The organism is Bradyrhizobium sp. 25ACV (assembly GCF_054863005.1).
The window spans coordinates 124,304-144,568 of sequence record NZ_JAVAYO010000007.1 but is presented as its reverse complement, the minus strand read 5'-3'; the positions used below and the strand labels follow the sequence as shown (position 1 = coordinate 144,568).

The 20,265-nt window shown below is 65.4% G+C and carries 24 protein-coding genes; 17 read left to right on the top strand and 7 right to left on the bottom strand.

The annotated features are described in order from the left end of the window. Nucleotides 1-171: 171 nt before the first annotated feature. The 5 genes from RAD04_RS18100 (at nt 172) to RAD04_RS18080 (ending at nt 4,794) form a co-directional block, all read left to right on the top strand. Nucleotides 172-1,986, top strand: a complete 1,815-nt coding sequence (locus tag RAD04_RS18100; protein ID WP_461625025.1) for a long-chain-acyl-CoA synthetase — start codon at nt 172-174, stop codon at nt 1,984-1,986. A 141-nt stretch (nt 1,987-2,127) separates the two neighbouring features. Beyond that, complete coding sequence (locus tag RAD04_RS18095; protein WP_008543699.1) at nt 2,128-2,373, top strand: acyl carrier protein; 246 nt, start codon at nt 2,128-2,130, stop codon at nt 2,371-2,373. Next, nucleotides 2,360-3,742 (top strand): class I adenylate-forming enzyme family protein, encoded by a 1,383-nt coding sequence (locus RAD04_RS18090; RefSeq protein WP_461624838.1) that lies wholly within the window; start codon nt 2,360-2,362, stop codon nt 3,740-3,742. The genes RAD04_RS18095 and RAD04_RS18090 overlap by 14 nt, the downstream gene beginning before the upstream one ends. Beyond that, nucleotides 3,735-4,457 carry an SDR family NAD(P)-dependent oxidoreductase gene (locus RAD04_RS18085; protein ID WP_461624837.1) on the top strand — a complete coding sequence of 241 codons (723 nt, stop codon included), beginning with the start codon at nt 3,735-3,737 and terminating at the stop codon, nt 4,455-4,457. Before RAD04_RS18090 ends, RAD04_RS18085 begins: the two co-directional genes overlap by 8 nt. Nucleotides 4,458-4,584: 127 nt before the next feature. Then, the gene (locus RAD04_RS18080; RefSeq protein WP_461624836.1) at nt 4,585-4,794 is read left to right on the top strand and encodes a hypothetical protein; all 210 of its coding nucleotides are present in this window, start codon (nt 4,585-4,587) and stop codon (nt 4,792-4,794) included. Nucleotides 4,795-4,798: 4 nt separating this feature from the next. Here RAD04_RS18080 and RAD04_RS18075 read toward each other — a convergent pair whose 3' ends face one another. Beyond that, the gene (locus tag RAD04_RS18075) at nt 4,799-5,185 is read right to left on the bottom strand and encodes a hypothetical protein (RefSeq protein WP_461624835.1); all 387 of its coding nucleotides are present in this window, start codon (nt 5,183-5,185) and stop codon (nt 4,799-4,801) included. A gap of 225 nt (nt 5,186-5,410) precedes the next feature. Here RAD04_RS18075 and RAD04_RS18070 point away from each other — a divergent pair, with 225 nt between their 5' ends. Next, nucleotides 5,411-6,556 carry a DUF3095 domain-containing protein gene (locus RAD04_RS18070; RefSeq protein WP_461624834.1) on the top strand — a complete coding sequence of 382 codons (1,146 nt, stop codon included), beginning with the start codon at nt 5,411-5,413 and terminating at the stop codon, nt 6,554-6,556. Between the two features lie 4 nt (nt 6,557-6,560). Here the strand turns inward: RAD04_RS18070 and RAD04_RS18065 are convergent, their stop codons facing one another. The 3 genes from RAD04_RS18065 to RAD04_RS18055 form a co-directional block, all read right to left on the bottom strand. Continuing rightward, nucleotides 6,561-6,995, bottom strand: a complete 435-nt coding sequence (locus RAD04_RS18065) for a DUF2147 domain-containing protein (protein ID WP_461624833.1) — start codon at nt 6,993-6,995, stop codon at nt 6,561-6,563. A 106-nt stretch (nt 6,996-7,101) separates the two neighbouring features. Continuing rightward, the gene (locus RAD04_RS18060) at nt 7,102-8,487 is read right to left on the bottom strand and encodes an MATE family efflux transporter (protein ID WP_461624832.1); all 1,386 of its coding nucleotides are present in this window, start codon (nt 8,485-8,487) and stop codon (nt 7,102-7,104) included. A gap of 82 nt (nt 8,488-8,569) precedes the next feature. Beyond that, nucleotides 8,570-9,097 carry a GNAT family N-acetyltransferase gene (locus tag RAD04_RS18055; protein WP_461624831.1) on the bottom strand — a complete coding sequence of 176 codons (528 nt, stop codon included), beginning with the start codon at nt 9,095-9,097 and terminating at the stop codon, nt 8,570-8,572. 241 nt (nt 9,098-9,338) lie between these two features. On the opposite strand from RAD04_RS18055, the gene RAD04_RS18050 reads away from it, so the two are divergent. The 11 genes from RAD04_RS18050 to RAD04_RS18000 all read left to right on the top strand — a co-directional run bounded on the left by RAD04_RS18050 (nt 9,339) and on the right by RAD04_RS18000 (nt 17,460). Next, on the top strand, nt 9,339-9,935 hold the full coding sequence (locus RAD04_RS18050; RefSeq protein ID WP_028139981.1) for a superoxide dismutase: 597 nt from the start codon (nt 9,339-9,341) through the stop codon (nt 9,933-9,935). A 249-nt stretch (nt 9,936-10,184) separates the two neighbouring features. Continuing rightward, entirely contained in the window at nt 10,185-10,796 is a 612-nt protein-coding gene (locus RAD04_RS18045; protein WP_461624830.1) for a permease, read from the top strand. Beyond that, a complete protein-coding gene (locus RAD04_RS18040; protein ID WP_018316197.1) occupies nt 10,793-11,293 on the top strand; it encodes a hypothetical protein in 501 nt (166 codons plus the stop codon). The genes RAD04_RS18045 and RAD04_RS18040 overlap by 4 nt, the downstream gene beginning before the upstream one ends. 46 nt (nt 11,294-11,339) lie before the next feature. After that, nucleotides 11,340-11,570, top strand: coding sequence for a hypothetical protein (locus tag RAD04_RS18035; protein ID WP_461624829.1), 231 nt, complete (start codon nt 11,340-11,342; stop codon nt 11,568-11,570). A 2-nt stretch (nt 11,571-11,572) separates the two neighbouring features. Further along, nucleotides 11,573-12,328, top strand: a complete 756-nt coding sequence (locus tag RAD04_RS18030) for a metal ABC transporter ATP-binding protein (RefSeq protein ID WP_461624828.1) — start codon at nt 11,573-11,575, stop codon at nt 12,326-12,328. Nucleotides 12,329-12,333: 5 nt separating this feature from the next. Beyond that, nucleotides 12,334-13,203: a metal ABC transporter permease gene (locus tag RAD04_RS18025; protein WP_461625024.1), complete on the top strand. Its 870-nt coding sequence runs from the start codon at nt 12,334-12,336 to the stop codon at nt 13,201-13,203. 5 nt (nt 13,204-13,208) lie between these two features. After that, nucleotides 13,209-14,072 (top strand): metal ABC transporter substrate-binding protein, encoded by an 864-nt coding sequence (locus RAD04_RS18020; RefSeq protein WP_461625023.1) that lies wholly within the window; start codon nt 13,209-13,211, stop codon nt 14,070-14,072. A gap of 54 nt (nt 14,073-14,126) precedes the next feature. Then, nucleotides 14,127-15,173 (top strand): CobW family GTP-binding protein, encoded by a 1,047-nt coding sequence (locus RAD04_RS18015; RefSeq protein ID WP_091966764.1) that lies wholly within the window; start codon nt 14,127-14,129, stop codon nt 15,171-15,173. After that, complete coding sequence (locus RAD04_RS18010; RefSeq protein ID WP_461624827.1) at nt 15,173-16,192, top strand: WD40 repeat domain-containing protein; 1,020 nt, start codon at nt 15,173-15,175, stop codon at nt 16,190-16,192. The genes RAD04_RS18015 and RAD04_RS18010 overlap by 1 nt, the downstream gene beginning before the upstream one ends. A gap of 121 nt (nt 16,193-16,313) precedes the next feature. Then, complete coding sequence (locus RAD04_RS18005; protein ID WP_104462706.1) at nt 16,314-17,030, top strand: MgtC/SapB family protein; 717 nt, start codon at nt 16,314-16,316, stop codon at nt 17,028-17,030. 100 nt (nt 17,031-17,130) lie between these two features. Beyond that, nucleotides 17,131-17,460 (top strand): hypothetical protein, encoded by a 330-nt coding sequence (locus RAD04_RS18000; RefSeq protein ID WP_461624826.1) that lies wholly within the window; start codon nt 17,131-17,133, stop codon nt 17,458-17,460. A 132-nt stretch (nt 17,461-17,592) separates the two neighbouring features. On the opposite strand, the gene RAD04_RS17995 is transcribed toward RAD04_RS18000, so the two are convergent. The 3 genes from RAD04_RS17995 to RAD04_RS17985 form a co-directional block, all read right to left on the bottom strand. Further along, a complete protein-coding gene (locus RAD04_RS17995; protein WP_461624825.1) occupies nt 17,593-19,035 on the bottom strand; it encodes a homospermidine synthase in 1,443 nt (480 codons plus the stop codon). A gap of 67 nt (nt 19,036-19,102) precedes the next feature. Beyond that, nucleotides 19,103-19,492: a RidA family protein gene (locus tag RAD04_RS17990; protein WP_461624824.1), complete on the bottom strand. Its 390-nt coding sequence runs from the start codon at nt 19,490-19,492 to the stop codon at nt 19,103-19,105. Nucleotides 19,493-19,638: 146 nt separating this feature from the next. Next, entirely contained in the window at nt 19,639-20,226 is a 588-nt protein-coding gene (locus tag RAD04_RS17985; protein WP_461624823.1) for a GNAT family N-acetyltransferase, read from the bottom strand. Between the last annotated feature and the right edge of the window lie 39 nt (nt 20,227-20,265).

Sequence of the window (20,265 nt, the reverse complement as noted above, 5' to 3'; positions counted from 1 at the left end):
GGCGCGATCGGTCTCGGCCGTCACCATGCCGCCGAACTCACCGGCGTTGCCGGGGCGGCGGTGAAGGATCACTAGAGTTAACCGCGCCCTAACAGAGTTTTACCTTGTCTCTTAACACCTGGGCAGGGCGCGGGGGCTAGATTGCCTGATGTCAGCAGGCGGCCCGAAAGAATCAACGGCATGACCACCGGTGTCATCGAACGACAAAACGTCGCGCGCGCGCCTTCGGCTTCAAAGATGTGGCTGAAGGCCATCGAGCTTACGGCGCGGATCGAGACGCTGCCGGGGCGTCTGTTCGCCGACATCATCGACGATTGGGCGCAGCGCCAGCCCGACCGCGTCGCGCTGATCACTGACGACGCAAGTCTCGACTATGAAGGCCTGTCGAAGCGCATCAACCGCTACGCGCGCTGGGCGCGCTCGGCCGGCGTGACCAAGGGTGATACGGTCGCCTTGATCATGCCGAACGGCATCGACTATGTCGCGGCCTGGCTCGGCATCAGCCGGATCGGCGGTGTGGCGGCGCTGCTCAACACCAAGCTGGTGGGACCCTCGCTCGCGCATTGCCTCGATGTGGCAAAGCCCTCGCATATCATCGTTGCGCATGATCTGACGCGGATGCTGGAGAGCGCAACGCCGCACCTGAAGACGCAGGCCAAGGTCTGGACGCATGGCGATGCTCGCAGCGAGCGCGCCATCGACGTCGCCCTCGCGGCGCTGGACGATGCTCCCTTGTCGCCGGAGGAGCACGGCGAGGTCACCATCGATGACCGTGCGCTGCTGATCTACACATCAGGCACCACCGGCCTGCCGAAGGCCGCCAGCATCAGCCACCGCCGCATTCTCAATTGGGGCTTTTGGTTCGCCGGCCTCACCGGCGCGAGCCCGCAAGACCGGCTCTACGATTGCCTGCCGCTGTTCCACTCGGTCGGCGGCATCGTCGCGCCCTGCAGCATGCTCGCTGCCGGCGGCTCGGTGGTGATCGTGGAGAAATTCTCGGCCTCGCATTTCTGGTCCGACATCGTGCGCCATGACTGCACGCTGTTTCAATATATCGGCGAGCTCTGCCGTTATCTGCTCAAGGCGGCGCCGTCGGAATATGAGAACCGGCATCGTCTCCGCCTCGTCTGCGGCAACGGCCTGCGCGGCGACATCTGGGAAGACTTTCAGTCGCGTTTTGCCATTCCGCGCATCCTCGAATTCTATGCGGCGACGGAAGGCAATTTCTCGCTATTCAACGTCGAGGGGCAGCCGGGCGCGATCGGTCGCATCCCGCCGCTGCTGGCGCATCGCTTCCCTGCCAATCTCGTCAAGCTCGACCCCGACAGCGGCGCGCCGCTGCGCAACGAAGAGGGGTTTTGCCTCGCCTGTGCCCGCGGCGAGGCCGGCGAAGCCATCGGCCGCATCGGCACCGCCGATGAAGGCGGCGGCCGGTTCGAGGGCTACACCGACACCGGCGAGACCGAGAAGAAGGTTCTTCGCGATGTCTTTGCCAGGGGCGATGCCTGGTTCCGCACCGGCGATCTGATGCGGATCGACGACAAGGGCTTCTTCCATTTCGTCGATCGGATCGGGGATACTTTCCGCTGGAAGGGCGAGAACGTCGCGACCTCGGAGGTGAACGACGCGATGCGCGATTTCACCGGCGTGGTCGATGCCACCACTTACGGCGTCAGCATCCCCGGCGCCGATGGCCGCGCCGGCATGAGCGCGATCGTCGTCAACGAGGGCTTTGACATCGCCGCACTGCCCGCACATCTCGCGCAGCGCCTGCCGGCCTACGCACGCCCCGTCTTCATTCGCATCTCCAGCGAGATCGACGCGACCGAGACGTTCAAGCAGAAGAAGGGCGAGCTCGCACGGGAAGGCTTCGATCCCGCCGCGATCTCCGATCCGCTGTTCATGCCCGACCCGAAGTCGGGGGGCTATGTGGCGCTCGATACGGAGGCCTATGGGCGAATCGTGGACGGCTCGATCAGGCTGTAAATCCCGCAAAAATCCGCAGTTAGGTCCAATTTTATCTGAATTGTCCAAGAAGCCATTTACTTCTGTCGGGTAAACAAGCGGCCATGGGGAGGCGGCCAGCAAGAGCCGCCGCAACACCAACGATAACAAAGCGAGCCAGCCATGTCGGTAAGGTCTAAGGTCATTGACGCGATCCAGCAGATCGCCAAAGAGCAGCACGTCACGCTTCCCGCACTCTCGGATGATCTGTCGCTGCACGAGACGGGTTTCGACTCGCTCGCCTTCGCCATCCTGGTCGCGCGCCTCGAAGACGAGACCGGCGTCGACCCCTTCACCATCTCCGAGGACGCAGCGTTTCCCGCCACGGTCGGCGATTTCGTGCGGGCCTACGAAAATGTCCCCGCGTGAGATCTTTGCGCTTCGCGACCATCTCGGCGCGGAGCTGACCGGCCGTACGCTGTCGGACGCGCGCACCTGCGTGTCGCTGACCGATATCCTGTCGCAGACGGTTCTGGGTGGCCGCCTGCGCGAATTGTCCGGCCGCTCCGTGCTGCTCAAATTGTCCGACCAGCTCCGGTCGGGCCTTGCCATGATCGAGCTCGACGGCATCGCCCGTCGCATGCTGCTGTGCCCGCCCGATCTCAACCCGGCGCATCTCGACGCACTGATCGCCGATGCCGGGATCGATGCCGTCGTGACGGACGAGCCTGATCGTTGGGCCGACTCAGGCATCGCGCTCATCGTCACCGCGCAATTGCCGCTTGTATCCACCGCGCCCGCCAAGACCGAACGCGCGACGGAATGGCTGATGCTGACCTCGGGCACCTCAGGCGTGCCGAAGATCGCCGGTCACACGCTGGAAGCGCTGACGGGTGCGATTGTTGCAGAAGGGCCCGCGCGCGGCCCGGCGCCGGTCTGGGCGACCTTTTACGACATTCGCCGCTATGGCGGCCTGCAAATCTTCCTGCGCGCCGTCCTTTCCGGCGGCTCGATGGTGCTGTCCGACCCGCATGAGGCGCTCGGCGATCACGTCGCGCGGCTGAAGGCGCGCGACGTCTCGCACATCTCCGGCACGCCCTCGCACTGGCGCAAGCTCCTGATGAGCGGTTCGGCCGCGCAGTTCGCCCCGGCTTACGTCCGCCTCTCCGGTGAGATTGCCGACCAGGCGGTGCTCGACGGGCTGAAGGCGGCATTCCCCAATTCCTCCGTCGGTCATGCCTATGCCTCGACCGAAGCCGGCGTCGGCTTTGCCGTCAATGACGGGTTGGAAGGCTTTCCGGCCGACTATCTCGGCAATCGCAATGGCGTCGAGATGAAAGTGGTCGATGGCTCGCTCCGTATTCGTTCGACGCGCACCGCGCATGCCTATGTCGGCCGCAATGCAGCCGCGCTCACCGATGATGATGGATTTGTCGACAGCTGCGACATCGTCGAGTTGCGCGGCGAGCGTTACTATTTCGTCGGCCGCCGCGGCGGCATCATCAATATCGGCGGGTTGAAGGTTCATCCCGAAGAGATCGAGGCGGTCATCAACCGCCATCCCGACGTGCGGATGTCGCGGGCCAAATCGCGCAAGAGCCCGATCACCGGCGGCATCGTGGTCGCCGACGTGATCCTCACCGAGGGCACCGATCCCGCCCGCGCGAAAGAGATCCGCGATCAGATCCTGGAGCGGTGCCGCGCGCAGCTCGCGTCCCACAAGGTGCCGGCGGTGATCCGTTTCGTCGAGGCGCTCGACGTCACCCCGGCCGGAAAACTGGCGCGCACCGATGCATAATGTCCTCGTCACCGGCGGCAGCCGCGGCATCGGCCTTGCGATCGGCAAGCGCCTCGCCGGCGCCGGCTACAACGTGGTCGCGGCCGCCCGGCGCGAGAGCGAGGAGCTCAAGGCCGCGATTGCGGAGTCCGAAGGGCGCCTGCATTTCCGCGCCTGCGATCTTGCCGTGATCGACGCCATTCCGGCTTTTGCAAAACTCGTGCGCGACGAGTTCGGCCCGACCTACGGCCTCGTCAACAATGCCGGCCTCGGCACCGAAGGCCTGCTCGCCACCATGCATAATTCCGAGATCGAGGCGCTGGTGCAGCTCAACGTGCTGTCGCCGATCATCCTCACCAAATATGTGGCGCGGCAGATGATGGCCGACGGCGCCGGCCGCATCGTCAACATCTCCTCGATCATCGCGACCACCGGCTACAACGGCCTGTCCGTCTATGGCGCGACCAAGGCGGCTGCCACCGGTTTCACCCGCTCGCTGGCGCGCGAGGTCGGCAAGCTCGGCATCACTGTGAACGCGATTGCGCCTGGCTTCATCGACACCGAACTCACGCACAATCTGTCCGACGAGGCCCGCAAGCGCATCGCCGGCCGCAGCGCGCTGCGCCGCCTGCCGGAGACGGACGACGTCGCGCGCATGGTGGAATATCTGCTCGGCGAGGGTGGTCGCAACGTGACAGGTGCGGTGTTCACCATCGATGCGGGAAACACGGCGTAAGCGGGAACTCCGTCGTTACAATTGAATTGATCCGGCACAATGACATCCAGCCGGATTTGGTCGTAAGATGCCCCGCAATCGATTGGGTTACGTCAATCGATGTGCCCTAATCGACAGGGAGCAGTCCATGACCATGCCCAACATGACCGCTTCAAATCAGGGCCGGACAGAGCAATCCCGCGCCAAGCCGGACGATGTCCACTGCCCGCCGATGACGCACCAGAATTCCGGCGGTCACGGCCACGAAATGTATCCGCAGCAATTCGTGCGCCTGATCGGCTGCCACGATGCGTCTCTCGATAGCTTGCGCAAGCGTCAAGACGAGAAGCTGCACTAGCAGCTCACGTCCGGTCTTTCGGCAGGTCAATTCGTTCGTGTGAAAATTCCGGCGGCCCTTCGGTGAGGCGGCGGATGCGGCGGTCGCGTTCGTCCACGGGCAATGCCGGATCGAGCAGCGTCTCGATCTCGTGGACCGCGATCTCTTCGATCCTGGTGGCGTCCGATGCGATCGGATGCGCCGCGGAGTGGACCGGGGGCGCGATCTTCAGGCCCAGCTCGATCAGCTTGCAGATCGCCTCCGAGCGGGTCAGCTGATGGGCTTCAGCCCAGGCATCGACGGCTGCCGTCAGTCTTTCGGGCATCTTCACCGCGCTGATCGGGTCAGTGCCCGTGCGCCGGCGGACAGGAGAGGTGGAATCCTTGCTGCCGAAGTCTGACACCTGGATCATCCCATGCAACCGTTGGAGCTGGCCAACGATAGCCGTTCTCCCCGGCCGGCCGCTTGATTCCGATCAATGACCCGCTGCGGTATTGCAACGCGGCCTCACCTTGTTGTTGCCGTATCTTGTTGTCCTGGCCCGTTTCGGCCAATGATTGAAAGGGGCCGCCGGCCGGCGAACCCGGATCGATCCTGCCACGTATTTGTTTTGCATTCCAACCATCCGGCATCCCCGATGACCTCAGGCGAATCCTTCTATGGCGGCATTCCCGTCTTCCGCGGCTTCACCAGCCTGATGGACCCTGCGCTCTATGCGCCGCTGCCGGACGATTGGAGCATCGGCGTTGCCGATATCGTCGATTCCACCAAGGCGATCGCGGCGCAGCGCTACAAGGCGGTGAACATGGCCGGCGCCGCCGTGATCGCGGCGGTGACGAACGCGTTGGAGGGACGCGAATTCCCCTTCGTGTTCGGCGGCGACGGCGCGAGCTTTGCGGTTGCGCCGGGCGACCTCGAACCTGCCCGAGAGGCGCTGGCGGCAACCGCGACCTGGGTGCGGGAAGATCTCGATCTGACGATGCGGGTCGCGCTGGTGCCGGTCAGCGCCATCCGCGCGCAAGGCCTCGACGTGCGCGTCGCGCGATTCGGTCCGTCGGCCAACCTGTCCTATGCGATGTTCTCGGGCGGCGGGCTCGCCTTCGCCGATGCCGCAATGAAGCGCGGGGAGTTTGCCGTCCCGGCCGCGCCGGCGGGCACGCAGCCCGATCTCTCGGGCCTGTCCTGCCGCTTCGAGGTGATACCGGCCTCACGTGGGCTGATCCTGTCGGTTCTGGTGATGCCGGCGCGGGGCGCCGATCCGCACGCCTTCCGCAAGGTGATCGAGGACATCATCCACCTCGTCGAGCGCAGCCCGGACGGCGCCCGTCCGGTGCCGCCGCAGGGGCCGCCGCTGAAATGGCCGCCGCAGGGGCTGGAATACGAAGCCCGCACCAGGCGCGGTGGTCCGCTGCTCGCGCGCCGCGCCACCGTGCTGGCCTATACGTTGTTCGTCTATCTGATCATGCGCTTCGACCTCAAGGTCGGCGGCTTCGTGCCGAACGTCTACAGGCGTCAGGTGGTCGAGAACTCGGACTTCAGGAAATTTGACGACGGCCTGCGCATGATCCTCGATTGCACGCCGCAGCTCGAGCGCGCGCTGAGCGACCGACTGGCGATTGCGGCCCGTGACGGCATCGTACGCTACGGCCTCTACCAGCAGGATGCCGCCATGATGACCTGCTTCACGCCGTCGGCGCTGCGCAGTGATCACGTCCATTTCATCGATGGCGCACGGGGCGGCTACGCCTCGGCGGCCACGGCGCTGAAGGCGATGATGGCGTGAAGCGTCAGCGCCCCGCCCGCGTCCAGGTCTCTCCGCCGCAGAGCGCGCCGACGCAGCCTTCGACCCGCAGCGAATCCGCTCCCGTCACGGAGATGCTGCTGGCATAAGTGCTGCCGTCGTCGGCGTTGTAGATCTGGCCGGACCATTTGTTCGGACCGGAGGGCTGCATGCCGCTGAACAATGGCAAGCCGACCATCGGGCGCCTGGCGAGCTCGCGATTGGGGTTCTTGCTGTCGGTGGCGGGCTGGCCGGTCGCGGTGTCGTAGGGCTCGCGCAGCCAGGCGACGACGCCGCAGATGCCGCCGCCGCACTTGCTGATCTTGACGCGCGCATCGCCCGCCTGGGTGAGCCATGTCCCATCGGCGCTCTGCGCATGCGCGGCCGGCGCGCCGAGCAGCGCAGCGAGGAGGACGATGAGAGCAGCGAATCTGGAAGTCATGGAAGAGGCCCCGAAAATGGAGCGCCTCCATAGCAGCCCGGCGGGATAGTGCAACGCCGGCTGGAATCACATTCCTGCGTTCATTTGCGTGCGTTCATGCCTGCGATCATTTGTCCCAGCGCGCGAAGGCGACCGCGGCCGCAGTCGACAGGCCGAACACCGCCATGGCGCCGCCGACCAGCGCGAACAAAGTCCACGCCGGCGCCTGCGTCATCATGAGGCCGACGCCGCCGATCGCGACGATCAGAAGCCGCGCGGTGGAAGCGAGCACGGGGCCGCCGACGCGCGCCGCGCCTTGCGAGGAGAAATAAAGCGACACGCCGATGCCGAAGAACACGAAGGTCGGGCCGGCCCAGTGGAAATAGCTGTGAGCGGCGGCGGTGACGCCGGCATCGCGCGTGAAGAGTGCGACCCACAGCGAAGGAGCGAGCGCGACGGCGAGCCCGATCAGGCCGACCGTCAATCCGGAAGCTGCAGCGGCGGTCCAGGCCACACGCCGGGCGCGCTTCACCTGTCCGGCGCCCATCGCCATGCCGACCATCGGCACCGAGGCGATGCCGAAGGCGAACGTGATCGGGATCAGCAAGAATTCCAGCCGCGAGCCGATGCCGTAGCCGGCCAGCATCTCGGTGCCGAACGTGGCCAGGATCTTGGTGAAGATCAAAATGGTGAGAACGGTCTGGAGCGGCGATAGGCAGGCCACCGCACCAACCTTGAGGATGTCCAGGAACATCGCGCGCTCGAAATGAAATGCGCGAATATTCAGCGGCAGCCGGCTGCGGCCGGACGCGAGATACCAAAGGAAAAAGATCGCGGCGCAGGTGAACGCGATCAGCTGGCCGCTGGCGACCCCCGGCATACCGAAGGGCTTCACGCCGAACAGGCCGAGCCCCAACGTGCCGCCGAGCGCGATCTGCAGCACGCTGGCCCCGATCAGCGTCATCGAGGGCAGGCGCATGTCGCCGGTGCCGCGGATCACCGAGGCCAGCGTGTTGACGAGCCAGATCGCGACCGCGCCGGAGAACAGTACCTGCGAATAGCCGCTGGCCTCCTCGAGCACGCGATCGCGCCCGCCGAGCAGCGTGAAGAACGAGCGGCCGAAGACGAGCATCATCACCGTGAAGAACAGCCCGCCGCAGAGGCCGATGATGGCGGCATGCAGCGCCAGCGTCGCGGCGCGGTCACGATCCCCTGCGCCGAGCGCGCGGCTGATCGCGGAGGAGACGCCGCCGCCCATCGCGCCCGCGCTCATCATCTGCGTCAGCATCGCGAACGGAAACACCAGCGCGATCGCGGCGAGCGGAATGGTGCCGAGCCGGCCGATATAGGAGGTCTCGGCGATCGCAACCAAAGTGCTGCCGACCATCGCGATCATGTTGGGGATCGCGAGCCGCAGCAGCGTCGGCAGGATCGGCGCGGTCAGCAGGCTGGCGATCGGGGAGGCGACCGGCGCAAGCGGCGGGACGGCGTCTGCAGGGGCGTCGATCGTCATGTTCACCGGGCGGAATTTAGATGATGATCGACATATTATAGGATGGCCGAGCCCCTGCGGCAGCCCTCACGCCACGCAGGGGTCACCACGGCAGGCCGCATAGGTCGATGGTGCCCAGCGTCGGCGCGCGGACGATGTTGAAGACGTAGGGCGCCATCTCGGTGAAGCGGATCCGCCCCTCCGGCTGTTCGCAATAGACCTCGCCCTTGAAGGGCAGCCAGCTTCGGGTCTCGTAGAACGAAAAATTGTGGGGTTCGCAGAACAGCAGGGCGAACCGGACCGCTTCGTTGGCCCTGATGGTGTGCACGGCGGCGTCGATTGCCACGGTCGCATAGCCGCGACCGCGCCGGTCCTCGCGGGTGCAGACCCCGCCGATGCCGCCGATATGGACCTTCTGTCCGTTCCAGATGACGGTGCGGAAATAGATGCCGACATGGCAGACGAGACCGTCCTCGGGCGTCTCGATCAGCACGCGCAGGTCCGCATTGGCCCATTTGATGTGAGCCCAGGCCGGCTTCTCCGCGGCATCTTGACCCCAGACCGCGCTGAGCAGCGGCTTTGCGATCGGCCACGAGGCGTCGCCGTTCAAAATGTCGATCTCGATGCTCATGGTTTTGTCTCTCGCAACACGCTGCGCGGTCCATTCGTTCTGTCATAACCGGTTCAAAGGCAATGATATTTTGCGGCGCGGGACCGGCCCGGATTGAATGTCCCCCGGTACGGCGATTTTGTGCAATCCGGCCAAGCCGTGGCATCGCGCCTTTTCGCAAATTGGCGGTATTTAACGGCGGTGGAACCTTCTATAAGAGTCCCCGTTAAGCCAGTTCCCCATCAGTCGCGGACAACATCCCATGACCTTTACGCTGCCCCCCCTCCCTTACGCCTATGACGCCCTCGGCCAGTTCATGTCGAAGGAGACGCTGGAATTCCACCACGACAAGCATCATCAGGCCTACGTCACCAACGGCAACAACGCGCTCAAGGGGACCGAATGGGAAGGCAAGTCCCTTGAAGAGATCGTCAAGGGCTCGTTCGGCAAGAACCCCGCGGTGTTCAATAATGCCGGCCAGCACTATAACCACATCCACTTCTGGAGCTGGATGAAGCCCAACGGCGGCGGCACCAAGCTGCCGGGCAAGATCGAGAAGAAGATCAACGAGGACCTCGGCGGCTTCGAGAAGTTCAAGACCGACTTCCAGGCGGCCGGCGTCGGCCAGTTCGGCTCCGGCTGGTGCTGGCTCCAGGTCAAGAACGGCAAGCTTGAGATCTCCAAGACCCCGAACGGCGAGAATCCGCTGGTGCATGGCGCCACCCCGATCCTCGGCTGCGACGTCTGGGAGCACTCCTATTACATCGACTACCGCAACCGCCGCCCCGACTATCTCAAGGCGTTCGTCGAGAACCTCGTGAACTGGGAATACGTCGAGTCCCTGTTCGAGAAGGCGTAAGGCCTCGTTGTCATTCCGGGCCGCCCGCAGGGCGAACCCGGAATCCGGAAGTTGTGGCGCGAGATTCCGGGCTCGCACTTCGAGCGCCCCGGAATGACGAACTCAGAAGGCGGTCGCTCGCGCGGCCGCCTTTTTGCTGTGCGGAATTGCCCTGCGTGGCGCGCGCACCGGTCTGTCATCGTACTGTTTGCATCAGGGGAACACCGCCCTTAATCAGGAAAGGCATCACCCTCGAGCCAACCGAGCCCGTTGTCAGAACCTTCCCCGAAAGACCCGGCGCCTGCCGAGGACGTCGAGTCCGAGCCGCGGCCGGGGCGAGTGCGCAAGCCGATCGGCTGGTCGACGATCATCATCGCCGCGCTGGTCGCGGTGAGCGCGGCGCTGGTCTGGCAGCGTGACGGCACCGACGGCGTTCTCGATATTCTGACCCACGATCTGTCGCTGTTCTCAGGCATCCTGCCGCGCGTGCTCGCCGGCTGCCTGCTCGGGGCCTTCATCTCGGAGATCCTGCCGCACGAAAAGGTCTCGCGCTCGCTCGGGCCCAAATCCGGCCTGACGGGCCTTCTGATCGGCACCGCCTTCGGCGCGATCCTGCCCGGCGGTCCGTTCACCGCCTATCCCGTGGCGAGTGCGCTGCTCGCAGTCGGCGCCGATTTCGGCGCCACCATCGCCATGGTCGTGAGCTGGACCCTGATCGGCTATGGCCGGGCGGTGGCCTGGGAAATCCCGATCATGGGCACCGACTTCACGCTGTGGCGGATTCTCATTTCGCTGCCGCTGCCGGTGCTCGCAGGGGCCCTCGGCCGCTTCGTCTATGTCCGGCTCTATCCGAAGCGCGAAAGCGACGAGGACGCGGCATGAGCGCCGCGCTTTTCATCGACATCCTGTTGTGGGGCTCGGTGTTCGGCGTCGGGCTGATCGCCTTTCGTCGCGGCCCTCCGGTGTTCAAGGCCTCGCTGCGCGAAGGCTCGATGGACTTCATCAACATCGTGCCGCGCATCGCGCTGGGCGTGATCGGCTCCGGCTACATCGCCGCAATCATCCCGCAGGAGGTGATCACCGGCTGGCTCGGGCCGGACAGCGGCTGGCTCGGGGTTGCGACCGCCGTGGTCGCCGGCGCGGCCACGCCTGGCGGGCCCGTGATCGGCTTCTCGATCGGCACGGTGGCGCTGAAGTCGGGCGGCGGGGTGCCGCAGGTGGTTGCCTATGTCGTCGCCTGGGCTCTGTTCGCCTTCCAGCGGGTGATCTTGTGGGAAATCCCGTTCATGCCGGCCCGTTTCGTCTGGTTCCGCTGCGCCGTTTCGGTGCCGTTTCCCTTCGTGGCAGCGGCGATTGCAATGGTGATCGGCAAGCCCTGACACCCGGGTCGTGGACAGGGGTAATGTTATAATATAACGTCTCTGCATGGTTCCCGCCGCGTCCCACGCCCATCATCACGATCATGCTCACGGTCATCCCCATGACCATTCGCACGGGCACGACCACACCCACGCCCATGTCCACGACGCGGCCTCGCCGCATCCGGCCCAGGCCGCGCCCTGGTCGATCCTGCGCATGACCATGGCCGCGCGCCTTCTGGCCGCGCTCGCCGTCTGTGCCGTGCTCTGGGGCGTGGTCTTCCTGGCGATGAGGTGACCATGGCGGCGCTGCACTTCCACAATGTCACGCTCGGTTATGACCGGCACCCGGCCGTGCACCATCTCAACGGCGAGGTCGCGCGGGGCGCGCTGGTCGCCGTGATCGGCCCGAACGGCGCGGGCAAGTCGACCCTGCTGCGCGGCATCGTCGGCATCCTCCGACCGCTCGACGGCAGCATCCATCTCGGCGGGCTCGACTCTCGCGATATCGCCTATCTGCCGCAGAGCGCGGAGATCGACCGCAGCTTCCCGATCTCGGTGTTCGACTTCGTCGGCACCGGGCTGTGGCGCGGGACCGGCCTGTTCGGCGGCATCGGCAAGGCCGCGCGCGGGAAGATCTTGCGCGCGATCGCCTCCGTCGGCCTCAACGGTTTCGAGAACCGCCCGATCGGCACGCTCTCGGGCGGCCAGATGCAGCGTGTGCTGTTCGCGCGCGTGCTGCTCCAGGACGCTTCGCTCATCGTGCTGGACGAGCCCTTCAACGCCATCGACAGCAAGACCACCGCCGATCTGCTCGCGCTGGTGAAGCACTGGCACGGCGAGGGCCGCACCGTGCTCGCCGCGCTGCACGACATGGAGATGGTGCGCAACCATTTCAGCGAGACGCTGGTGCTGGCGCGGGGCCCCGTGGCGTGGGGACCGACGGCGGAGGTGCTGACGCCGGAAAACCTGCTGGTGGCGATGCGGATGTGCGAGGCCTTCGACGACACCGCCGCGGCCTGCGCGGCCGACGATATCAGTTCGCGGGCCGCGTGATTGCAATGCTCTATGACGCGCTGATCGGTCCCTTCACCGAATTCGAGTTCATGCGGCGCGCGCTGGCCGCCGTGATCGCATTGTCGCTGGCGGGCGCGCCGATCGGCGTCTTCCTGATGCTGCGGCGGATGAGCCTCGTCGGCGACGCCATGGCGCACGCGATCCTGCCGGGCGCGGCGGTCGGCTTCCTACTCTCCGGTCTCAATCTGTTCGCGATGACGGCCGGCGGCCTGATCGCCGGCTTTGCCGTCGCCATCCTTGCCGGCGTCGTCGCGCGCTCGACCGGGCTGAAAGAGGACGCCTCGCTCGCGACCTTCTATCTGGCCTCGCTGGCGCTCGGCGTGACCATCGTCTCGATCAAGGGCACCAATATCGACCTGCTCCATGTCTTGTTCGGCAACATCCTCGCGATGGACGACCAGACCCTGCTGGTGGTGGCCTTCAACGCCACCGTGACGCTGCTGGTGCTCGCCGTGATCTACCGCCCGCTGGTGATCGAGAGCGTCGATCCCTTGTTCTTGCGGACAGTCAGTCGCGCCGGCGGTCCCGCGCATCTCGCCTTCCTGGCGCTGGTCGTCATCAACCTCGTCAACGGCTTTCAGGCGCTGGGCACGTTGCTGGCGGTCGGCCTGATGATCCTGCCGGCGGGTATCGCGCGGTTCTGGTCGCGCGATCTCACCGCCATGATTTGCATCGCCGTGGTCGCTGCCGCGGCTTCCGGCTATGCCGGCCTCGTGCTGTCGTTCCAGACCCGCGTGCCTTCGGGCCCCGCGGTCATTCTGGTGGCGACGGTGCTCTACATCGTCTCCGTGCTGTTCGGCCGCGTCGGCGGCATCGTCCGGCAGATGTTTCCCGGCCGGCATCTGGAAGCGTGATGGCGATGCGCTTCCTTCTGCTCCTTGCCTTGCTGACCATCGCCTCGCCGCTGCATGCGGCGGAGCGGCTGAACGTCGTCGCGAGCTTCTCGATCCTCGCCGATTTCGTCCGCAATGTCGGCGGCAACAGGATCAATCTGACGACGTTGGTCGGCGCCGACAGCGACGTCCACGTCTACACGCCGGCGCCAGCCGATGCGAAGCGGGTCGCGGAGGCGAAGCTCGTCATCGTCAATGGGCTCGGGCTGGAGGGCTGGCTGCCGCGGCTCGTGCAGTCCGCAGGGAGCAAGGCCGTGGTGGTCACCGCGAGCGCCGGCATCACGCCGTTGAAGCTCGGCTCGGCCGCAGACCCCCATGCCTGGCAGTCGGTCCCCAACGCTAAGGTCTACGTGACCGATATCGCCAATGCGCTGGCCACGGCCGCCCCGGATGATGCGGAGTTCTTCCGGGCCCAGGTAAAAGCCTATCTGGAAAAGCTCGAAACGCTCGACCGCGAGGTCCGCGAGGCCGTGGCGAAAATCCCGCCGGAGCGGCGCAAGGTGATCTCGACCCATGACGCCTTCGGCTATTTTTCCGCCGAATACGGTATCCAGTTCATCGCCCCCCTGGGCGTCTCCACCGAAACCGAGCCGAGCGCCCGGGACATCGCGGCCATCATCGGCCAGATCAAGGCCCAAAAAATACCGGCCGTGTTCCTGGAAAATATCAGTGACGACCGGCTGATCCGGCGGATCGCGGCCGAGACCGGCTCAAAAGTCGGTGGGACCCTGATTTCGGACGGTTTGACCGGCGAAAAGGGGCCGGCACCCACTTACATTGATATGGTCAGGCACAATATAAAGGCCCTGACCAGCGCGCTTGACCACTAGGGCAGGGGCCACCCCGCCTCGCGTCGCGCGAAAAAGCCTGATGTCGGAGTTCTTATGTCTGAAGCGACCTCGCACAAAATCCCTGTGACCGTCCTGACCGGCTATCTCGGCGCCGGCAAGACCACGCTCTTGAACCGCATCCTGTCCGAGAACCACGGCAAGAAATACGCCGTCATCGTCAACGAATTCGGCGAGATCGGTATCGACAACGACCTCATCATCGGCGCCGATGAGGAAGTGTTCGAGATGAACAATGGCTGCATCTGCTGCACCGTGCGCGGCGACCTCGTGCGCATCATGGACGGCCTGATGAAGCGCAAGGGCAAGTTCGACGCCATCATCGTCGAGACCACCGGCCTTGCCGATCCGGCGCCGGTCGCCCAGACCTTCTTCGTCGACGAGGACGTGCAGAAGAATGCGCGGCTCGATGCCGTGGTCACGGTGGCCGACGCCAAATGGCTGTCCGACCGGCTCAAGGACGCGCCCGAGGCCAAGAACCAGATCGCATTCGCCGACGTCATCGTGCTGAACAAGACCGATCTCGTCAGCAAGGGCGAGCTTGCCGAGGTCGAGGCCCGCATCCGCGGCATCAATCCCTATGCGAAACTCCACCGCACCGAGCGCTGCTCGGTGGCCCTGGCCGACGTGCTCGACCGCGGCGCCTTCGACCTCGACCGCATCCTCGACATCGAGCCGGACTTCCTGGAGGCCGACGATCATGACCACGACCATGATCACCACCATCACGGCCACGATCATCACCACCATGATCACGGTCACGGCCTGAAGCACTATCACGACGAGGACATGCAGTCGCTGTCGCTCAAGACCGACAAGCCGCTCGATCCGAACGTGTTCATGCCCTGGCTGCAGAATTTGGTGCAGGTCGAGGGCGGCAAGATCCTGCGCTCCAAGGGCATCCTCGCCTTCCACGACGACGACGACCGCTACGTCTTCCAGGGCGTCCACATGATGCTGGAAGGCGACCACCAGCGGAAGTGGAAGGAGGGCGAGCCGCGCGAGAGCCGCCTCGTCTTCATCGGCCGCGAACTGCCGGAAGAAGCCATCCGCAAGGGTTTTGAGAGCTGCATCGTCTCGTGATGAAAGAGTTTTCGCCGGCCCCCGATTCCGCCTCGATCGTCTCCGTCACCGATCGCGTCAAGCCCGTTACGCTCGGCATGGGCGTGACCTCGGTGCATTTCCTCAGGGACCGCGCCGCCTTCGTCGGCGGCGAGGAGAATGTCGCGTTCGTCGATGACGAGGGTGAGATCAGCACGGTCACTGTTCACAGCGGCGGCATTCTCTCCACCGCCTGCGATGGCAAGCGCCTGGTGATGGGCGGCGACGACGGCAAGGTCGTCTCGCTCGACGCCAAGGGCGAGGTGACGCTGCTCGCCACCGATCCCAAGCGGCGCTGGATAGATGCGGTGGCGCTGCATGCGGACGGCTCCTACGCCTGGTCGGCCGGCAAGACGGCTTTCGTCAAGAGCGGCAAGACCGAGGAGAAGTCGCTCGAGGTGCCCTCGACCGTCGGCGGGCTTGCCTTCGCGCCGAAGGGATTGCGGCTCGCGATCGCCCATTACAACGGCGCGACGCTGTGGTTTCCGAACATGGCGGGATCAGCCGAATTCCTGCCCTGGGCCGGCTCGCATCTCGGCGTCACCTTCAGCCCGGACAACAAATTCCTGGTCACCACGATGCACGAGGCGGCGCTGCATGGCTGGCGGCTTGCCGACAACAGGCATATGCGCATGACCGGCTATCCCGGCCGCGTCCGCTCGATGTCCTGGAGCGCGGGCGGCAAGGCGCTGGCGACCTCGGGCGCCGACACCATCATCCTGTGGCCGTTCGCCAGCAAGGACGGCCCGATGGGCAAGGAGCCTGCGATGCTCGCGCCGCTGCAGGCCCGGGTCTCCGTGGTGGCCTGCCATCCGAAGAACGACATCCTCGCCGCCGGCTACAGCGACGGCACCGTGCTGATGGTGCGGCTGGAGGACGGCGCCGAGATCCTGGTCCGCCGCAACGGCACCCCGCCCGTGGCCGCGCTCGCCTGGAACGCCAAGGGCACGCTGCTCGCCTTCGCCGATGAAAACGGGGACGGCGGAATGCTGGAGCTTTAAACTGTCATCCTTTACGCCGTAGGGTGGGCAAAGGCGCTCTTGCGCCGTGCCCACGCTCTCTTTGCGTTGACGGGAGCCGTGGGCACGCTTCGCTTTGCCCAGCCTACGGCAGCTGACATTCATGCGATTTCTGACGACCTTCCAGCTTGCTGATTTCCTCGACACGCTGGTCAGCCTGACCACGGCCTTCGTGCTGGGCACGCTGATCGGCGCCGAGCGGCAATATCGCCAGCGTACAGCGGGCCTGCGCACCAATGTGCTGGTCGCGGTCGGCGCGGCCGCCTTCGTCGATCTCGCCATGCAGCTGGACGGCGCCGACGGCGCGGTGCGGGTCATCGCCTATGTCGTCTCCGGCATCGGCTTCTTAGGGGCCGGCGTCATCATGAAGCAGGGCATGGACGTCCGCGGGCTCAACACCGCCGCGACGCTGTGGGCCTCGGCCGCGGTCGGCTCCTGTGCCGGTGCCGATATGATCGCGCAGGCGGCCGCCCTGACCGTGTTCGTGATTGCCGGCAACACCATGCTGCGCCCGCTCGTCAATGCCATCAACCGCATTCCGCTGAACGAGAAGGCACTGGAGGCGACCTATTATTTCAAGCTCGCGGTTACCGCCGACGCCCTGCCCGACATGCGCGACCGCCTCGTCGACAAGCTCGAAGCCGCGAAATATCCGGTGGCGGGTATCGAGGTCGTCGAGATCGGCGAGGACATGCTGGAGATCGTCGCCAAGCTGGTCGCGAGCGCGGTCGATCCGAATGAGCTGAACACCGTTGCGACCGATCTCCAGCATCTGCCGGGCATCCGCCACGCGACCTGGGAAGTCAGCACGACGGAGTAAGCGCGGCGTTTTGGCGCGCAGACGTGCAGTTCCGCCTTGCCGGGGACGGAACCCTGGTCGGGCAATTTCGTTGATCCCGGGGACAAACGCGGTGATCGACATGACAGTCAATGACAAGCGCAGACTGAAACTCGACCTGATGATCGCCTGCTCGCTGTTCGCGGCGGGGGTCGTGATATCAGGCATATCGATCGCGCAGATCCGCGCCGAGAGCCGGCTGCAACTGGCGCAGGCGACACCGCCGCTTCAGGGCACGCCCTCTGACGAGCAGAGCAAGGTGCCGGCGGAAGCCAAGCCCGGCGGCGACCGGCCGACCACGCCGGCCCCCGAGCCTGCACGCCCCGAGCCGCAGACACAAGGCGCGGCGACCAAGCCGGCCCTGCCTCCGGCACCGGCGGAGAAGATCGCGCCGCCGATCGAGAAGAAGTAATTCTCCGCTGTCATTCCAGGGCGCGCGAAGCGCGAGCCCGGAATCCATTCTTCTACATGCTCTGCCGCCCGTTGGATTCCGGGCTCGACGCTGCGCGTCGCCCCGGAATGACGAGTGGAGAGAGTTGGCCCCTTACCGCACCAGAATGTTCTTGAACTGCCAGGGATCGCTGGTGTCGATGTCTTCCGGAAACAGTCCCGGACGATCAGTCAGCGGCGTCCAGTCGGTGTAGAACCCCTTCACCGGGCCGAGATAGGGCAGCTGGATTTCCAGCAGACGATCGAAATCCATCTCGTCGGCTTCGACGATGCCTTCCTTCGGGTTTTCCAGTGCCCACACCATGCCGCCGAGCACGGCGGAGGTCACCTGCAGGCCGGTGGCGTTCTGGTAGGGCGCGAGCTTGCGGGTCTCCTCGATTGAGAGCTGCGAGCCGTACCAGTAGGCATTGTTGTCGTGGCCGAACAGCAGCACGCCGAGCTCGTCGATGCCGTCGACGATCTCGTTCTCGTCGAGGATGTGGTGCTTCTCCTGCATCTTGGCGGCGCGGCCGAACATCTCGTGCAGCGACAGCACGGCATCGTCGGCCGGATGATAGGCATAGTGGCAGGTCGGCCGGTAGACCGCCGTGCCCGATGCGTCGCGCACGGTGAAGTAATCGGCGATCGAGATCGACTCGTTGTGGGTGACGAGGAAGCCATATTGCGCGCCGCGGGTCGGGCACCAGGTGCGCACGCGCGTGTTGGCGCCGGGCTGCATCAGATAGATGGCGGCGCCGCAGCCGGCTTCGTGGGTCCGCGCATTCTCGGGCATCCATTTTTCATGGGTGCCCCAGCCGAGCTCGGACGGCTGCACGCCTTCCGACAGGAAGCCTTCCACCGACCAGGTGTTGACGAAGACGTCGGGCTCTTTCGGCTTCTTCGAGCGCTGGGTGTCGCGTTCGGCGATGTGGATGCCCTTGATGCCGGCCTGCCGCATCAAATCCGCCCATTCGGCCTTGGTCTTCGGCTTGGGGGCATTGAGCTTGAGATCGGCGGCGACGTTGAGCAGCGCCTGCTTGACGAAAAAGGAGACCATGCCGGGATTGGCGCCGCAGCAGGAGACAGCCGTCGTCGATCCCGCGGGACGCGCGCGCTTGGCCGCCAGCGTGGCTTCGCGCAGAGCGTAATTGGAGCGCGCTTCCGGCCCCTTGGAGGAGTCGAAATAGAAACCGAGCCACGGCTCGTTGACGGTGTCGATGTAGAGCGCGCCGAGCTCGTTGCAGAGCTCCATGATGTCGGTGGAGCCGGTATCGACCGAGAGATTGACGCAAAAGCCCTGGCCGCCGCCTTCGGTCAGCAGCGGGGTCAGCAGCTCGCGATAATTGTCTTTTGTCACGGCCTTCTGGACGAAGCGCACATTCTGCTTCTCGCAATGTGCCTTGCGGCCCTCGTCCTTGGGATCGATCACGGTAACGCGCGACTTGTCGTAGTCGAGATGCCGCTCGATCAGCGGCAACGTGCCTTTGCCAATGGAGCCGAAGCCGACCATGACGATGGGACCAGTGATCTTCGCGTAGATCTGCGAGGCGGGGCTCATGGGATGGTTTCTCCGGAACGTGCTGGCAAACAAATGGTGAGGGGTGGATCAGGCGCTGCGGCGCTTGTCAGATGCTGCGGCGCTTGGCGGTGACTTCGATCTCGACCTTCATCTCGGGCTTGGCGAGGGCGCTGACGACCAGCAACGTCGCCGCCGGCCTGATGTCACCGAGAACCCCGCCGCAGACGGCGAAGTGGGCATCGATGTAGCTGGCGTCGGTGACGTAGTAGGTCGCACGGACGATATCGGCCATCTCGAATCCGCCCTCTTTCAGGGCAGCTTCGATGGTCTTGAAGCAGTTGCGTGACTGGCTCGTGACATCGGTCGGCATCGTCATCGTGGTGTAGTCATAGCCCGTGGTTCCCGCGACGAAGGCGAACTCGCCGTCGATCACGGCGCGGCTATAGCCGACGGTCTTCTCGAGGGGGGAGCCGGTGGAGATGAGGCGACGGGACATGTTTCGGACCTCGACTGAAAGGCGTGTTTTGCGGGGTTAAAGGGCGTTTCGCGGGCCTGCGCAACCCCGAAAGAACCGGCGTCAGGACGGCGCAGCCGAGCGTTGCCGCTTTACGCGGCTTCGGTCGTCGCCATCATGACAATCCCTCAGGCCGCGTGCGCATGGAGGGCGCGAAGGACCCTCCGTTTGGACAGGGGCACGCCGGTCGGGACGATCATCCCCTCGGCGCCATCGAGCGCACCCGCCTGGAGTTCGATCGCGAGCAGCCGGTCGCGTTCGAACGGGCCAGGCAGCGCCAGCGCGCCGGTCTTCTCGCCCGAGAAGCCGAAGCGGGCATAATAGGGGGCATCGCCGAGCAGGATGACGGCTTCGTGCCCGCGCGCCCGGGCGGCGGCCAGCGCTTGATGCATCAGCGCGGCGCCGATCCCGAGCTCGCGGCAGGCAGGGTCTACCGCCAGCGGTCCAAGGACCAAAGCGGGCCTGCCTCCGGCGCTGACGTGCCACAGCCGCACGGTTCCCACGAGCTTGCCCTCGCGCACCGCCGACAGGGCAAGGCCTGCGGCAGGCGCGCGTCCGTCGCGCAAGCGCTGGCAGGTGCGGCCGTGGCGGTTTTCGCCAAAGCAGGCATCGAGCAGCGTTTCACGCACAGCGACGTCGGCAGCACGCTCCGCGCGGATCACGAACGGAGCGGCTTTCGAGGTGAGGGCGATCTGTGGCTTCCGAAAAGCGGTCATGGCGCGTCAGTCCCCGCTTGAACCGGCGTGCGCGCAGCA

What these genes read in the sequence shown, in the direction of transcription:
- RAD04_RS18095 (WP_008543699.1), top strand. Translation starts at nt 2,128, where the DNA reads ATGTCGGTAAGGTCTAAGGTCATTGACGCGATCCAGCAGATCGCCAAA.
- RAD04_RS18090 (WP_461624838.1), top strand. Translation starts at nt 2,360, where the DNA reads ATGTCCCCGCGTGAGATCTTTGCGCTTCGCGACCATCTCGGCGCGGAG.
- RAD04_RS18085 (WP_461624837.1), top strand. Translation starts at nt 3,735, where the DNA reads ATGCATAATGTCCTCGTCACCGGCGGCAGCCGCGGCATCGGCCTTGCG.
- RAD04_RS18080 (WP_461624836.1), top strand. Translation starts at nt 4,585, where the DNA reads ATGACCATGCCCAACATGACCGCTTCAAATCAGGGCCGGACAGAGCAA.
- RAD04_RS18075 (WP_461624835.1), bottom strand. Translation starts at nt 5,185, where the DNA reads ATGATCCAGGTGTCAGACTTCGGCAGCAAGGATTCCACCTCTCCTGTC.
- RAD04_RS18070 (WP_461624834.1), top strand. Translation starts at nt 5,411, where the DNA reads ATGACCTCAGGCGAATCCTTCTATGGCGGCATTCCCGTCTTCCGCGGC.
- RAD04_RS18065 (WP_461624833.1), bottom strand. Translation starts at nt 6,995, where the DNA reads ATGACTTCCAGATTCGCTGCTCTCATCGTCCTCCTCGCTGCGCTGCTC.
- RAD04_RS18060 (WP_461624832.1), bottom strand. Translation starts at nt 8,487, where the DNA reads ATGACGATCGACGCCCCTGCAGACGCCGTCCCGCCGCTTGCGCCGGTC.
- RAD04_RS18055 (WP_461624831.1), bottom strand. Translation starts at nt 9,097, where the DNA reads ATGAGCATCGAGATCGACATTTTGAACGGCGACGCCTCGTGGCCGATC.
- RAD04_RS18050 (WP_028139981.1), top strand. Translation starts at nt 9,339, where the DNA reads ATGACCTTTACGCTGCCCCCCCTCCCTTACGCCTATGACGCCCTCGGC.
- RAD04_RS18040 (WP_018316197.1), top strand. Translation starts at nt 10,793, where the DNA reads ATGAGCGCCGCGCTTTTCATCGACATCCTGTTGTGGGGCTCGGTGTTC.
- RAD04_RS18035 (WP_461624829.1), top strand. Translation starts at nt 11,340, where the DNA reads ATGGTTCCCGCCGCGTCCCACGCCCATCATCACGATCATGCTCACGGT.
- RAD04_RS18030 (WP_461624828.1), top strand. Translation starts at nt 11,573, where the DNA reads ATGGCGGCGCTGCACTTCCACAATGTCACGCTCGGTTATGACCGGCAC.
- RAD04_RS18025 (WP_461625024.1), top strand. Translation starts at nt 12,334, where the DNA reads ATGCTCTATGACGCGCTGATCGGTCCCTTCACCGAATTCGAGTTCATG.
- RAD04_RS18020 (WP_461625023.1), top strand. Translation starts at nt 13,209, where the DNA reads ATGCGCTTCCTTCTGCTCCTTGCCTTGCTGACCATCGCCTCGCCGCTG.
- RAD04_RS18015 (WP_091966764.1), top strand. Translation starts at nt 14,127, where the DNA reads ATGTCTGAAGCGACCTCGCACAAAATCCCTGTGACCGTCCTGACCGGC.
- RAD04_RS18010 (WP_461624827.1), top strand. Translation starts at nt 15,173, where the DNA reads ATGAAAGAGTTTTCGCCGGCCCCCGATTCCGCCTCGATCGTCTCCGTC.
- RAD04_RS18005 (WP_104462706.1), top strand. Translation starts at nt 16,314, where the DNA reads ATGCGATTTCTGACGACCTTCCAGCTTGCTGATTTCCTCGACACGCTG.
- RAD04_RS18000 (WP_461624826.1), top strand. Translation starts at nt 17,131, where the DNA reads ATGACAGTCAATGACAAGCGCAGACTGAAACTCGACCTGATGATCGCC.
- RAD04_RS17995 (WP_461624825.1), bottom strand. Translation starts at nt 19,035, where the DNA reads ATGAGCCCCGCCTCGCAGATCTACGCGAAGATCACTGGTCCCATCGTC.
- RAD04_RS17990 (WP_461624824.1), bottom strand. Translation starts at nt 19,492, where the DNA reads ATGTCCCGTCGCCTCATCTCCACCGGCTCCCCCCTCGAGAAGACCGTC.
- RAD04_RS17985 (WP_461624823.1), bottom strand. Translation starts at nt 20,226, where the DNA reads ATGACCGCTTTTCGGAAGCCACAGATCGCCCTCACCTCGAAAGCCGCT.